14 protein-coding genes and 1 pseudogene are annotated in these 14,269 nt (G+C 42.4%); 8 read left to right on the top strand and 7 right to left on the bottom strand.

The window, feature by feature from the left end:
* Positions 1-56: 56 nt before the first annotated feature.
* Positions 57-548: pseudogene (locus AC19MX_RS08220) on the top strand (LysR substrate-binding domain-containing protein); the annotation flags it as partial.
* Here AC19MX_RS08220 and bioA read toward each other — a convergent pair.
* Complete coding sequence (bioA, locus tag AC19MX_RS08215) at positions 535-1,869, bottom strand: adenosylmethionine--8-amino-7-oxononanoate transaminase (RefSeq protein ID WP_498297588.1); 1,335 nt, start codon at positions 1,867-1,869, stop codon at positions 535-537. The pseudogene AC19MX_RS08220 and the gene bioA overlap by 14 nt on opposite strands.
* 114 nt (positions 1,870-1,983) lie before the next feature.
* Between bioA and bioB the strand changes: the two genes are divergently transcribed.
* The 4 genes from bioB to bioD are packed head-to-tail and all read left to right on the top strand — an operon-like array spanning position 1,984 to position 5,758.
* On the top strand, positions 1,984-3,036 hold the full coding sequence (gene bioB, locus AC19MX_RS08210; RefSeq protein ID WP_432399723.1) for a biotin synthase BioB: 1,053 nt from the start codon (positions 1,984-1,986) through the stop codon (positions 3,034-3,036).
* A gap of 6 nt (positions 3,037-3,042) precedes the next feature.
* Positions 3,043-4,230, top strand: coding sequence for an aminotransferase class I/II-fold pyridoxal phosphate-dependent enzyme (locus AC19MX_RS08205; protein ID WP_498297586.1), 1,188 nt, complete (start codon positions 3,043-3,045; stop codon positions 4,228-4,230).
* Positions 4,231-4,260: 30 nt separating this feature from the next.
* On the top strand, positions 4,261-5,019 hold the full coding sequence (locus AC19MX_RS08200) for a methyltransferase domain-containing protein (protein WP_498297584.1): 759 nt from the start codon (positions 4,261-4,263) through the stop codon (positions 5,017-5,019).
* A gap of 7 nt (positions 5,020-5,026) precedes the next feature.
* Positions 5,027-5,758, top strand: coding sequence for a dethiobiotin synthase (gene bioD / locus AC19MX_RS08195; RefSeq protein ID WP_498297742.1), 732 nt, complete (start codon positions 5,027-5,029; stop codon positions 5,756-5,758).
* A gap of 91 nt (positions 5,759-5,849) precedes the next feature.
* Here bioD and AC19MX_RS08190 read toward each other — a convergent pair whose 3' ends face one another.
* The 3 genes from AC19MX_RS08190 to AC19MX_RS08180 all read right to left on the bottom strand — a co-directional run bounded on the left by AC19MX_RS08190 (position 5,850) and on the right by AC19MX_RS08180 (position 8,799).
* Positions 5,850-6,875, bottom strand: a complete 1,026-nt coding sequence (locus tag AC19MX_RS08190; RefSeq protein WP_432399719.1) for a GGDEF domain-containing protein — start codon at positions 6,873-6,875, stop codon at positions 5,850-5,852.
* Positions 6,876-7,010: 135 nt separating this feature from the next.
* Positions 7,011-7,922: a hypothetical protein gene (locus AC19MX_RS08185; RefSeq protein WP_498297582.1), complete on the bottom strand. Its 912-nt coding sequence runs from the start codon at positions 7,920-7,922 to the stop codon at positions 7,011-7,013.
* Between the two features lie 448 nt (positions 7,923-8,370).
* Entirely contained in the window at positions 8,371-8,799 is a 429-nt protein-coding gene (locus tag AC19MX_RS08180; protein ID WP_498297580.1) for a MaoP family protein, read from the bottom strand.
* Positions 8,800-8,907: 108 nt separating this feature from the next.
* On the opposite strand from AC19MX_RS08180, the gene hdfR reads away from it, so the two are divergent.
* On the top strand, positions 8,908-9,783 hold the full coding sequence (gene hdfR, locus AC19MX_RS08175; RefSeq protein ID WP_498297578.1) for an HTH-type transcriptional regulator HdfR: 876 nt from the start codon (positions 8,908-8,910) through the stop codon (positions 9,781-9,783).
* 318 nt (positions 9,784-10,101) lie between these two features.
* On the opposite strand, the gene AC19MX_RS08170 is transcribed toward hdfR, so the two are convergent.
* On the bottom strand, positions 10,102-10,470 hold the full coding sequence (locus AC19MX_RS08170; RefSeq protein WP_498297576.1) for a diacylglycerol kinase: 369 nt from the start codon (positions 10,468-10,470) through the stop codon (positions 10,102-10,104).
* A gap of 147 nt (positions 10,471-10,617) precedes the next feature.
* On the opposite strand from AC19MX_RS08170, the gene AC19MX_RS08165 reads away from it, so the two are divergent.
* Together AC19MX_RS08165 and AC19MX_RS08160 are read left to right on the top strand one after the other, a co-directional pair.
* Positions 10,618-11,466 carry a DNA ligase gene (locus AC19MX_RS08165; RefSeq protein ID WP_498297574.1) on the top strand — a complete coding sequence of 283 codons (849 nt, stop codon included), beginning with the start codon at positions 10,618-10,620 and terminating at the stop codon, positions 11,464-11,466.
* A gap of 151 nt (positions 11,467-11,617) precedes the next feature.
* Entirely contained in the window at positions 11,618-12,112 is a 495-nt protein-coding gene (locus AC19MX_RS08160; RefSeq protein WP_498297572.1) for a low molecular weight protein-tyrosine-phosphatase, read from the top strand.
* A gap of 113 nt (positions 12,113-12,225) precedes the next feature.
* Here AC19MX_RS08160 and ylqF read toward each other — a convergent pair whose 3' ends face one another.
* Both ylqF and AC19MX_RS08150 read right to left on the bottom strand, forming a co-directional pair.
* A complete protein-coding gene (gene ylqF / locus AC19MX_RS08155; RefSeq protein ID WP_432399711.1) occupies positions 12,226-13,167 on the bottom strand; it encodes a ribosome biogenesis GTPase YlqF in 942 nt (313 codons plus the stop codon).
* A gap of 164 nt (positions 13,168-13,331) precedes the next feature.
* Positions 13,332-14,171: an isopenicillin N synthase family dioxygenase gene (locus AC19MX_RS08150; protein ID WP_432399709.1), complete on the bottom strand. Its 840-nt coding sequence runs from the start codon at positions 14,169-14,171 to the stop codon at positions 13,332-13,334.
* Positions 14,172-14,269 lie beyond the last annotated feature (98 nt).

Here is a 14,269-nt window from a genome sequence, read left to right as displayed (position 1 = left end):
AAAAAGGATGTATGAAAAGCGATCGAGTATGATCAGCCCCTGCCCTTGAACGACTCAAAGATGGCCAATCATTTGGAGCGATAGCTGTACAAGATGTGGCGATAAAAGGGTGCCAGTTAACGCGATTAGGCAAGATTAATTATATTGTTGTTGCGACGCCAGAGTTTGTTGAACGCTATTTTTGTGATGGGATAAATGCGCAAACGTTAATGCGAGCACCAGGGATAGCCTTTGATCACAAAGACAATATGCACACCCGTTTTATTGAGCAACACTTTGGTTTAGAAGAAGGCCAATACCCACTACACGCCGTTCGCTCATCAGAAGCCTTCATTAATATGGCTAAACACGGCGCTGCTTATTGTTTAGCGCCACAATTACAAGTTAACAATGAGCTAGCCAGTGGAGAATTAGTGCAGATCCTGCCAGATAAAGTCATTGAAGAGACACTGTATTGGCACCATTGTATTTTACTCAAGGGAATTTATAAAGAAGTCTCTGACGCGATCATATCCTATGCCCAGCAAGTATTGGCTAGCCATGACTAATAAATTTCTGCTTACTACCACTATCTTCAATACTGGCTGCAACGCTTACCATTGCTGAGGTGAGTTGCGTTAATTGCGCAGCACTAATCGTGTAAGGCGGCATAATATAAATGTATTTATTAAAAGGTCTTACCCAAACCCCAAGATCGACAAATGCTTGTTGTAATTGCGCGGTATTGACACTGCTTATCATTTCTATCACCCCAACGGCGCCCAACACGCGTACATCTTGTACTTGGGCTAAATCAGTGGCACTGGCGAGCTCTTGTTTAAGCTGAGCTTCAATGGCGCTGACTTGTTGTTGCCAGTCGCCTTTAAGCAATAAATCTAAACTGGCAGTAGCTGCGGCGCAGGCTAATGGATTGCCCATAAATGTTGGGCCGTGCATAAACACGCCTGCTGGCGAGTCACTAATGCCGTTGGCGACTTCGTCACTGCAAAGCGTTGCCGCTAAACTGATATAACCACCGGTAAGTGCTTTACCCACACATAAAATATCCGCTTCAATGTTGGCATGTTCATAAGCAAAACATTTACCTGTACGGCCAAACCCTGTGGCTATTTCATCTAAAATCAGCAGTACATGATATTGGTCGCACAGTTGGCGAAGTTTGCTTAAATAAGCCGGCGAGTAAAAACGCATTGCGCCCGCACCTTGCATGATCGGCTCTATGATCACTGCAGCAATATCTTGATGGTAATGGCTAAATGCATTCTCTAAAGCATCGATATCGGTTTGATTTAGCCGTTCATTAAATTTCGATGTTGGCGCGGGGATAAACACCTGTTTAGTGACATTATTGCCAAACATCGTGTGCATGCCGCCGTCTGGGTCGCACACGCTCATGGCGGCAAAAGTGTCGCCGTGATAACCACTTTTAACCGTCATAATGCGTTGTTTTTGCGGCTTCTCGCGCCCTTGCCAATATTGCAGCGCCATTTTTAGGGCCACTTCAACCGCAATAGAGCCAGAGTCGGCCAAAAACACTTTGGTTAAATTGGCACTGGTCATGTGTACTAGGCGTTTTGAAACCTCAATAGCTGGCTGGTGGGTAATGCCACCAAACATGACATGACTGAGACTTAAAAGCTGTTGCTGCATGGCTGCTAAGATGGTCGGATGACTATAACCATGCACACATGACCACCATGAACTGGTACCATCAATTAACACTTTGCCACTGTCTAACGTCAACTCGCAACCTTGAGCAGAAACCACACCATACACAGGCAGATACTGGGTCATAGAGGTATAGGGATGCCAAATATGTTGTTGATCAAAAGTATAATCGATAGTGGTATTTGTGTTGGAAAGTGCCATAATTATAGGTGCTCTTTTTTTAACCGCTTGTAAAGTGCGAAGTAGTCGCTGCGTTGACAGTTTACGGGCTCAGGGTATCCTAGCCAACATAAAATCAAAATAAAGGATTGATCCATGTCGTTAGCTGAAGTTCGTCACGATTGGCAAAAAGCTGAAATTGAAGCATTGTTTGCATTGCCTATGAATGATTTATTGTTTAGAGCGCACAGTATTCATCGTGAAACGTTTGACCCTAACGAAGTACAGATCAGTCGTCTATTGTCGATTAAGACCGGTGCATGCCCTGAGGATTGTAAATACTGTCCGCAAAGCGCGCGTTACGACACAGGTCTTGAGAAAGAACGCTTACTTGAAATTGAAAAAGTACTCACTGAAGCTAAAAGTGCTAAAGCCGCAGGCGCATCACGTTTTTGCATGGGTGCCGCTTGGCGTAACCCTCGTGACAAAGACATGCCATATTTAACCCAAATGGTAAAAGATGTGCGTGCCTTAGGCATGGAAACTTGTATGACATTAGGCATGTTGTCGCCTGAACAGGCCGAAAAATTGGCCGATGCGGGTTTAGATTACTACAACCACAACCTTGACACGTCGCCTGAATATTACGGTGATGTGATTACCACGCGAACTTATCAAAGCCGTTTAGACACGCTAACAAACGTACGTGCATCTGGCATGAAAGTCTGTTCGGGCGGGATTGTTGGTATGGGCGAAAAAGCCACTGATCGCGCAGGTTTACTGCAACAATTGGCAAATTTAGAACAACACCCAGATTCAGTGCCCATCAATATGTTAGTGAAAGTTGCGGGCACACCGTTTGAAAAATTAGATGATCTTGATCCGCTTGAATTTGTGCGTACCATTGCCGTAGCGCGTATTTTAATGCCCAAGTCGCGGGTGCGTTTATCTGCAGGGCGTGAAAACATGAGCGATGAGCTGCAATCGATGTGTTTCTTTGCTGGTGCTAATTCGATTTTCTACGGCTGTAAGTTACTGACTACGCCAAACCCAGAAGAAAACGATGACATGAGTCTTTTCCGTCGTTTGGGTTTACACCCGGAGCAGGGACCACAAGCTAATATTGAATCAGACAGTGCATTACTTGCTAAAGCCAGTGCTAAGCAAGATAAGTCTACCAAACAATTTTATGATGCCGCAGCACTGTAATTAGCCATGGAAAAATCAGACCTGTCAGTAAAGGATAACCATCCACTTGCTCAGCGGATCAATAATACGCTTGCGCAATTACACACGACGGGTCTTTTACGTCAAAGGCGAGTTAACGGGCTTGTTTCGCAAACCAAGATTATTGATTTTAGCCATAATGATTACCTTGGCTTATCTCAAGAACCCGCATTAGCTCAGGCTCTTTATCAAGGGGCACAACAATACGGTGTCGGCAGTAGGGCATCGCCGTTAGTCAGTGGTTACAGTGTTGCCCATCAACAGCTTGAACAACGCTTATGTGAGCTAACGGGGCACCAGGCGTGTATACTGTTTAGCTCAGGTTTTAGCGCCAATAGCGCCTTGATGAAAACACTCTTTAATGCTGATGACACTGTGATTGCAGACAAATTAGTGCATGCATCTGTGATTGATGGTTTGAAAGACAGCCAATGTAAAATTAGCCGTTTTTTACATAATGATCTCAGTAGCGCAGCGCGGGCGATTGAGCGCAATCCAGGCTGCGCAGTGGTGACTGAAAGTGTATTTAGCATGGACGGTGATATCGCGCCAATCACTGAACTTTCGCATTTGTGCCGCGAGCATCATTGCTGGTTGATTGTTGATGATGCTCACGGCTTTGGTGTGTTACCGAATGACTGGGTTAATGCAGACAAAGTCGATATTCAAGTGGTCACCTTTGGCAAAGCATTAGGTTGCCAGGGGGCGGCAATTTTAGCCTCTCAAGATGTCATTGATTATCTGGTGGCGACAACGCGGGAATATATCTACTCAACGGCGTTATCTCCTGCTAATTCTCATTTAGCATTAGCGGCGATTAATTGGCAATATTCGCATCCGCAATTGTTAACCCAACTGTTGGCCAATATCGCGCTGTTTAGACAGGTCGCTTTACAACATCAATTACCGTTAACTGAATCGTTAACCGCTATACAACCGATTATGGTTGGTGATAATCAACGTGTGATTGCCATTGCAAAACAGTTAACTCAGCAAGGTTTCTTGGTGGGGGCAATACGTTCGCCTACTGTGCCTAAGGGGCAAGCGCGATTACGGATCACCCTCAATGCTCAGCACCAGGCTGACGATATTCGCGCCTTGGTTGCTGCACTCGCATCGCTGATGAATCACAATGATGCAGACACAAACACATCAGTACCTTTACAGACATTGTAACGACATCAATTTGGATCAATGAGCAACCTCATGACGTTAGATAATCCACTGGCCAATAAGTTTTCAAGCGCAGCAAGCCAATACAAACAACATGATGTATTGCAGCGTTTAAGCGCGCAAAAGTTGTTCCAAAAAGCGGATCTATACGGCACGTTACTGGATGTCGGCGCAGGACCTGGTACTGATTTTGGTGCATTCTCTCACGTTAGTCAGGTTATTGCGGTCGATATTGCCCATGGCATGCTCACTGAGTTAACCCAACAATTTACAAATTATTTGCCTTTGTGCAGTGATGCGCAAGCTTTAGGGTTGCAAAGTGGTTCTGTAGATACGCTATATTCAAATTTAGCATTACAGTGGTGTCAGCAATTACCAAACGCTTTTATGGAGTTTCATCGTGTTTTACGCCCTGGCGGTGAATGCTTTTTGAGTATCGTTGCCGATGGCAGCCTAGCAGAATTAGATACTCTCGGTTTTCATGTAAACCAATTTCATTCTGTTGAGAGTTTAAAAGCCACTTTTTTATCCTCAAAAATGGCAATGGATGATTGGCAATATGTTGATGTTCAGCTTGAAAGCATTCAAGTGTATTTTGATGACTTACGCAGTTTATTGTATTCCATTAAAGGCGTTGGAGCTTCGTTTGATCAGCAAGGAAATGGTAAAAAACGGCCACAGTTAACCAGGCAGCAATGGCGACACCGGCTTGGGTTAGCTGAAACTCTGCGTACCGATAAAGGCATTCCTTTAACTTATCAAATTGCGTTTATCCGCGCTAAACGAGGCTAATCTTATGTTGTATTTCGTGACGGGTACTGATACTGACAGTGGTAAAACCTTAATCTCCGCCGCTTTACTAGCTAAAGCACAAGGGCATAAATGCGGGTTTAAACCCATTGCTTCAGGTTGTGACGTGACCGAAGATGGCTTGCGCAACAGTGATGCGTTAATGTTAATGGCGCAATCTAATATGGGGCTGGCTTATCAAGAGATTAACCCAATCAGTTTTGAGCCCGCAATTGCGCCCCATATTGCTGCATCGCAAGTCAATACCGCGTTAAGTGCACAAGGCGTACTTGATGCGATGTTCCATCCGGCAATGGTTAATGCCGACTTTGCTTTGATTGAAGGGGCTGGTGGCTGGCGTTTACCGTTAGGTAATGGCGAGTACCTATCTGATACGGTTAAATTATTGCAGACTACGCTTCAACAAGAGACATCCACTTATGGCAATAGTGTTCAGTTAACTCATGCTGTAACGAAAAACACTACACTTGAAGTCATTCTGGTAGTGGGGATGAAACTCGGCTGCTTAAATCATGCGTTGTTAACGCAAGAAGCGCTGCTAGCCGATGGATTGAGTATTGCAGGTTGGGTAGCAAATCAGGTTGATGCCGACATGGCGTTTATTGACGACAACTTGCAAAGTTTGCAACAGATGATGCAAGCGCCATTTTTAGGTTATGTGCCACACCTTGCCAATCCTAGCGCCGAAAATGCAGCAGGATATCTACAATTACCTCAATAATGATTAAATTAATAAAAAGCTCAGCGCTGCTTTCATCATAATGATTGATAACAACGCGGAGCTTTTTAGCGTTCAATAAGACCTTTATCGTTTAACTGGAGATTGGCATCACTCGGTTACGGCCAAGACGTTTTGCTTCATACAATAACTTGTCAGTCGCTTCAATTAATTGACCCACATTTTGTTTGGGTTTCCACTCTGCCACACCAAATGAAGCCGTAATCGAATCAATCACTTTGTCGCTACGACGGTCTTTTACACTGAGTTTTTCCAGTGCTCTTCGGATCCCTTCGGCTAGCTGTCTTGCGACTCTCAATTGGCTACTAGGCACGAGAATGGCAAATTCTTCTCCACCATATCGATAAAGTTTAATGCCATCTCGACACGCTTCTTGAATACGTTTAGCAACGGTTTTTAATACTAAATCGCCCAATTGATGGCCGAAGGTATCGTTAAAGTTTTTAAAGTGATCGATATCTATTAAAATCAAGCATGTACCGGTTGGCGATAAATCAATTTGTGCTTCAATATCGTGGTCAAATGCGCGTCTGTTTAAAATATTGGTTAGGGCATCAAATAACATGTCTTTTTCTGATGCTGCAAGACGTGTCTTGAGGGTATCAATTTCGGATTGGGCTTTTTGCAATTGCTCAGTAAAGCTAACCGTACTTGAGCGAATGCTGGACGATTCTTTTACAATACTTCTTACAACACCAATGACTTGTTCAAGCGAAAAGCCTTTGGTTTCCAAATCACTTAATTTCTTAAAGTCTTTATCCATTTGAGTCTGAAATGTCTCAGTGTCTAAATTGGTATCTCTAAGAGATTGTGACAATTCACATACCATCGCATCTAAGTTTTTACGCATGTCGCGTACATCAAGCTCGACAGGATCGGCCACATGCTTTCGATATAACAACTCGCTGGTAACTGGAGAGCATGTTTGATTCTGTTTGATTGCCGTGTCGAGTTCTTGATTTAACAATGGATTTTGCTCACCAACATAAGCGTACCAAAGCGCATAGTTGGTTGGCGTGGTAGGGATCCTGTATTTAAGCATTAACGGCACCGCTTTTTTCAAGTTGGCGGCAGCAGTTTGCAATAACGTGTTAGACATTAAGTGCCTCATGAATAGGGCGGTAAAAAGACATTAAGGAGATTAGTTATAATAGAATGAATAGTAGGACATTATCATTTTACTGATCACAAAAAAAGCATCCTAAGATGCTTTTATGACAATAATGTGTGCGGGTTAGAAGGCATATGAAACGGCAAACATAGGACCTGTGAAGCTGTAGCTGATTTTATGGTCGAAGGTTCTCATTTCATTGTTGCTCATCTTACGTTGCTTTTCTATCGTGATGTCTACGTCATAATAATTATAAGCGAGCTTTAACGACCAGTTGTCGCAGAATTTAGTTTCTACACCTAAGCGGACATCAATGAGTGATCCATCGACATCATCATAACTGATTGAGAAATATTGCGCATGCGCTGAAAAATTCCAACCATGATAAAACTCATAAGCCCCATAAATACCGACATTAGGCAGTGGCGCAGTAAGCGCATCATCTACCACCTCAGGCGTAGCGACGACATTATTACATAAGCTCGTGAGGGATGAGTCTGGTATGCAAGTGCCTATCGTGCCTTTGAATACGGCTTCGACAAACATGGTGTGTAACCCAATCGAAACACCAACAGCATAATCTGTACCTTGCCAGATATCGTATCCGTAACCGATACGTAAAATATCAATATTTAATTCAGTGTTTAATTTAGCACCCACTTCGATTAGGTAATCTTTACCATCAATATCTTCAAGGATGAAATCTTGGCTTACGGCATTATTATCAGCTTTTCTGTCGAGAGATTTCCAATCGATAAAAAGGTTGTGGCGTTGATTGAAAGAGTAGGTGAGTTCGAAATAAGGGAGATATTGTTCTTCTGCGAGTAAAAATTCATCTTCAAAATCGATCGGAAACGATCCGCCGGTTTTAGGATTGGTAACCGCCATGTTGGAATCGGAGTTAGCATAAAACACCCCAATATCGAGGGCAAATTTATCCATTACTGACGATGTATTACTATTATTGCTACTCGCTGCGTAGGCAGTTTGAGTGCTTAATAGCATCACGACAATATAAAAAAGGGGCCTAATCATTGAAACTCCGCATTTATTATTTATTCTAGTGTTACAAGATATGCGTCTTCATATGATGCTGTTGCCGTATTTGAGGCTGAGTTTATTTTCCTTCGACAATAACCAATGTAGGGTTATCAAAATGTGTCGTCATAAAGTTCAAACAAAAAAATAGGACAAACTGTTCAGCAAACATATTAGCAGCTTGTAACTAAATGTGAAGTATTTGTATGTAAAAATTGCGCTAAATCAAGTTTTCGTTGGTAGTTTGAACTTAAAGGCTTAAAAATCACCTTTTTTGTTTCAAAAGCTGGTGATTCAGAGGTGTCAGAGCATTGGCGATGAGTGTGTGAGGTGTCTTTTTTGTGTTAAATACAAAAAGTAGAGCATTAAAAATGCTCTACTTTAACTGAGGTGGTTAACAAGATGTTAAAATTGGTAGGTTGTTGTTTTGTTGCCCGAATACCCGTTATTCAGACTCATCGGTGTCAGTGCTATCATCTTCAACATCATCGAATTCGATTTCCACTTTTGCACCCGCAGGAGCATGAATCGTACCGACGACGGCATAAAAAGGTTTACCTTTTGCCAAACGACAATATTTAGCCCACAGTAATTCCATAGCGGTAGATGCGGGTAAATGGCCTTTGGCAACATTGACAAATTGGTCTTCATCGACATTACAGGGCAGCTGGGTACCTTCGGCTAAACTTTTCATTGCTTGACCATGTTGTTCAAGCAAGTCCGCTTCCTTACTGGTAAAATCACCGCAGCGTTTAAAGCCTTTAGGAAAGTTAGCGTCATCATAGAAGCGTTTAGTAGAGCGGAAACTGTCACTTGACCCATTGGTGTGAGCTTCAATACCTTGTTTCGCATTGACAAATGATTGCTGAGACATGGCTAATACCTTCTAGATTATGAGATATAAAGATTTTCAACTGGAGTATTGGCTAGTATTATCATTTTTTAAATCAAAATATTTTGTCCTTCATGGTAAAGAATTTTTATGGATACAGATTTATTAAAAACGTTCTTAGAAGTCTCCCGTACACGCCACTTTGGTAAGGCGGCTGAAAATCTTTACTTAACGCGCAGTGCGGTGAGTTTTAGGATAAAACAATTAGAAGGCATTCTAGGCGTCGAGCTTTTTGAACGTTTACGTAATAATATTCAACCCACACCCGCCGGTGAGCGAATGCTCGGACACGCCGAAGCCGTGTTGAATGCGTGGGAAAGGGCCAAACAAGATATTATTTTAAACCAACAACACAGCACTCAATTAACGGTGTCTGCAGGACACAATATTTGGGATGCGTATCTACAACCCTTTTTACAACCACTTCATCTCGGGTTAGACGGTGTGGCATTACGCACTGATGTATTGTCTGGCTCGGTCATGACGCGCCAACTCATTGAGCGCAGTTTGGACATTGCCATTAGTTTCGATCCGCCAAAACTGGATGAGCTTGAGTTGATTAAGCTGGCACAGATCAAATTAGTCTTAGTGGCTAAACAGCCGAACCTTAGCTTGTCGCAAACCTCAACCATTCCTTATATTAAAGTTGATTGGGGCACTGCATTTAATATCACCCATGCGCAAGAATACACTATGCTGCCACTGCCGGTATTGCATACCAGCTCAGCCAGAATGGCATTGGATTTTATATTGAATAACGGCGGTTGTGCCTTTTTACCTGAAGTGCTCGTTAAACCTTATTTAACCAACAAAACCTTATTTATTGTTGAAGGGGCAAACAGCATTACCCGCAATGTGTATGCGGCGTACTGGGCTGAAAATGAAAGGTTGGCTTATATTGAACAAGCCATAGAGATATTGTCCAATAGATTAACCACTGATATGGCGCCGTGTATCGATCAATAACCATCCATACAAGGCTTAGCGAATAGTGATAGTTTACTAAGCCTTATACCAATCCGCATTAATTAAGTGAACACTCAGAATACGTCTAGCGGTTTTTGATTAAGGCGTCGCTATGCAGTAATGGTTGCTCCCTTTCAAATAGCGAGAACGCAGAGCAAAAGCGGCTGGGGCATTCCTTTCAGGCGAGTTTTAAAAGGGCTTACACTGCGTTGCATGACTTCGAAAGAGAACCTATTCATTCAGTCATACGCCTTATTTAAGCCCTTTTAAACTCTCGCTGAGTCATCACTTATTAACGCGGAATGGTATTAGATAGGATTAAATTAATGGCAAAAGAATCATCGCCCAAGTGATTGCGCACATAACTAAACTGATAAACACTGCTGCAGATGCAATGTCTTTAGCTTGACCACTTAATGGATGGATCTCATCACCGACACGATCCACTACGGCTTCAATGGCTGAATTGAGTAATTCAACAATCAACACAATCATCAGTGTCATTATCAATAATATTCGTTCAGGTGCGCTGACATTAACAAGCAAGGCTATAGGTAACATTAGTATAGCTAAAACGGCTTCTTGTCTAAATGCAGCTTCATTTTGCCATGCGGCTTTTAGGCCTTTTATTGAGAACCCCGTTGCTCTAAATACGCGTTTAAGACCATGATTATTTGCTGGTTTCATTATTTTTATTTCTTTTTATTCACATTGTGCTGATTGTAACATTCACGACCACAGCTACCAGTGTTTTTGGCTATATGTGCACATTTATTCGACTTGTACTAGGCTTTAGCTTGCCATGAGGCTCAAGCTATTATGCAAGGATTGCTTATGTTACGTGTTCACACTTTTCTATTTTCCGTTCTATTCTTGATGATCTGTATGGTGTGTCAAAGTGAAGCGCTTCCCAAGCCTGAAATTCAACTTGCGAGTCACTATGCTGCCGATTTAGATGTAACCGATTACCTTGTAAGCGAAAAGTTAGATGGGGTGCGAGGATACTGGACGGGTAAACAGATGCTAACGAGAAGTGGGCGCACGGTTAACCTTCCAGCAACTTTTACGCAAGGCTTTCCTGAATATCCTATTGACGGTGAGTTATGGCTAGGTCGGGAGCAGTTTGAGCAAATCTCTGCCCTGGTTCGTCGCCAGCATACACAAATTCAAGAGTGGCAGTCTGTCACGTTTATGATATTTGATTTACCGCATCATAGTGGCACCTTTGAACAACGGTATATGGCGATGCAACAACTTGCTCAAAAGGTTAATTCTGCTCACTTACAGGTTATTCCACAATTAACGTTTGCAGATAATCACACGCTCTTTTCTGAGCTTGATAGCGTGGTCGATACTGGCGGAGAAGGGTTAATGTTGCACTATCGAAATGCTTTTTATACCGTTGGACGCAGTCCGTATATTGTAAAATTAAAACCGAAATATGATGCAGAAGCTGTGGTGATTGGTCACACTGCAGGTAAAGGCAAATACACAGGACAACTCGGTGCATTAACGGTTAAAACGCCCCAAGGAAAAGTGTTTAATATTGGCAGTGGGCTCAGTGACATACAAAGACAATATCCGCCCGCTATTGGTACGATTATTACTTATCAATATTTAGGGTTTACCCAAAAAGGGACTCCGCGTTTTGCCACTTTTTTACGCGAGCGATCCGCTCAATAGTGTTGGCTTTATTGATGGTAGTTCATTGACTGCGCATCATTGAAGATAGGCCATCGAGTTAACTGTAAAATACATCATGTTTAAACGTGAATCGATAAGTCACCACCTGAGCAATATAGTCATCTCAAAAATAAACCAATAGGTAAGAGACATGAACGATAATACAAATTTAACCAACGTCTCGTCAGTGTTATTTGTGTGCATGGGCAATATTTGTCGTTCACCGACTGCCGAGGCTGTATTTAAACAGCAAGCTAAATTACACGGATTATCCCTTAAGATAGACTCCGCAGGCACAATTGCGTTTCATCAAGGTAACGCTCCTGATCCTCGCAGTATGATAGCGGGACGCAAGCGTGGTTTAGATTTTTCAGGTATGAAAGCCAGGCAAGTTATTGACAGTGACTTCGACACATTTGATTTGATTTTAGCGGCAGATGAGGCCAATTTAATCGATTTGTACTCACGTTGTCCTGCGCATTTACAATATAAAATCCGCTTGATTTTGTCTTTTGCAGGCGAAGGGGTAAAGGAAGTGCCAGACCCATATTATGGTGGTGACAGGGGATTTGAATTGGTGATCGATTTACTCGAGACTAGCCTTGCTGAGTTAGCGAAACAATTAGTATTAGCGAAAACGGGGTAAGCAATTACCCCGTTAATCGTGATGAGCGATACTCTTCGTTTTAGCGATATTCTTAGTTTGAGCAATATTCTTGGTTTGAACAATATTCTTGGTGTTAGCGATAAAGGTAAAAACTAGTCGTTGTGACGTTTACCTGAGCGCTTTAGTTTTTCTTGTTCAATTTTTTGCTGCTTTATTGCTTCTTTTTCTGCTAATACTCGGGCGACTTCGATTTGTTCCATTTCTGCCATCTCAGGTGTTTCCAAGCTTAATAAACCAATCCGTCCTGATCGGTAATCGTGTAATAACAACTCCGAGACTTTGTGATAATCAATACGTCCACCCGGACGCAACGCACCACGAGAGCCAGCAATGGCTTCAAGTAAGCCTATGTCTGTATCGGGTAAAGAGCTGAGCTTATAACGCTCGCAAATCGCTTCAGGGTAAGCTTTTAAGAAGTAGTCTGCGGCAAACATTGCCACGTCTTCATATTCCATTGCTGTATCTTTAATGGCGCCGGTTACCGCAAGACGATAACTACTGGCTTCGTTATCAACTTTTGGCCATAAAATCCCAGGCGTGTCAGAAAGCACAATACCATTTCGTAGATTAATGCGTTGTTGGGTTTTGGTCACCGCTGGTTCATTACCTGTTTTGGCGATAGTTCGGCCAGCGAGGGTGTTGATGATGGTCGATTTACCCACGTTTGGGATACCCATAATCATAGTGCGGATGTCTTTTTCCATCACATCACGATGAGGCACTAATTTACGGCAAATATCTGGAATATTTCTCACCATGCCGGGTTGTAAGGTGGTAATCGCTGAAGCTTTTACGCCTTGTTCACGCTCGAGGTATTCAATCCAACGTTCAGTGACCGCGGGATCGGCTAAATCTGATTTATTGAGCAATTTAATACACGGTTTATCGCCACGAAGTTGTGACACCATTGGGTTTTCACTGCTGTAGGGAATGCGCGCATCGAGCACTTCAATAACAAGATCGACCTGAGGCATCGCCTCTTCAATCTCTTTACGTGCTTTGTGCATGTGTCCTGGATACCACTGAATTGCCATGATGTTGCCTTATAACCGAATGCTTATTCGAGTAAATATTCGAGTAAATAACGGAATATTTAATCAAAGAATATAAAAGCCGTATTGTACCTTGTTAGCTTAGTAAAAGCATAAAAAAAGCGCCTAACGGCGCTTAGTCTTAGTGCTATTTAATCACGTTAAGGTTAAATAACACCTAACTCACGTAATCTTTCCATTAAGTAACTGTCAGCGGTATAACGCTCAGACAGTACAACATCTGGATTAGGGTGTAAAAATAATGGCAGTGAAATACGCGACTTAGTTTTGTCGGTACCTTCAGGGTTAATCACGCGGTGTGATGTAGACGGGAAGTAACCGCCAGAGGCTTCTTGAAGCATGTCACCGATATTAATAATGATGCTACCAAAATCACTTGGCACATCTATCCATTCACCTGTTTTGGTTTTAACTTGTAAACCAGGCTCGTTTGCCGCAGGCAATAAGGTAATTAAATTGATGTCTTCATGTGCAGCCGCGCGGATAGCGCCCATTTCTTCATTACCCTTCATCGGTGGGTAATGTAAAATACGCAATAAGGTTTTTTCGCTTTGCGCGATCATGTCTGGTAGTGGAATAGAATAGTTAACCGCTACGTCTGCAGGGGTATATTGTTCAATCCAGCCAAGTAATTCAGAGGCTAAGGTATTGGCATGCTCGTAGTAAGCAAGAATATTTGCTCGTAGTGAATCAGGAATACGACCCCATGGATACACATGATAATATTCTTTGATATCTTTTACTGTGTTGCCTTTGGCTGTTTCTGACACTGATGCAGGGAAAAATCCATCATGAGTTTCTTTATTAAATAAAAACTCATTTTTTTCTTCAGACTGAAAAAATGCATACCATTCTTGGTATATGTCTTCGACAAGTTGCTTTTGAATAGGGTGGTTTGTTAATACCCCAAAACCCGTTTCACGAAGTGACTCGACAAAGCGCTCAGCACTATCTGGTGCTAAATAATCAATTGTATTAAGTTTCATTATATATTTCTTATTAGTGTGTTGACCCACGTCAATGGTAACCTTAGTCACACTTTGTCGCAATTATTTGCGCGTATTCAAAGAGTATTGGTTGAACT

This window comes from Shewanella sp. MF05956 (genome assembly GCF_059758055.1).
The sequence above is the reverse complement of the archived record's forward strand: the minus strand, read 5'-3'. Positions and strand labels throughout refer to the sequence as shown.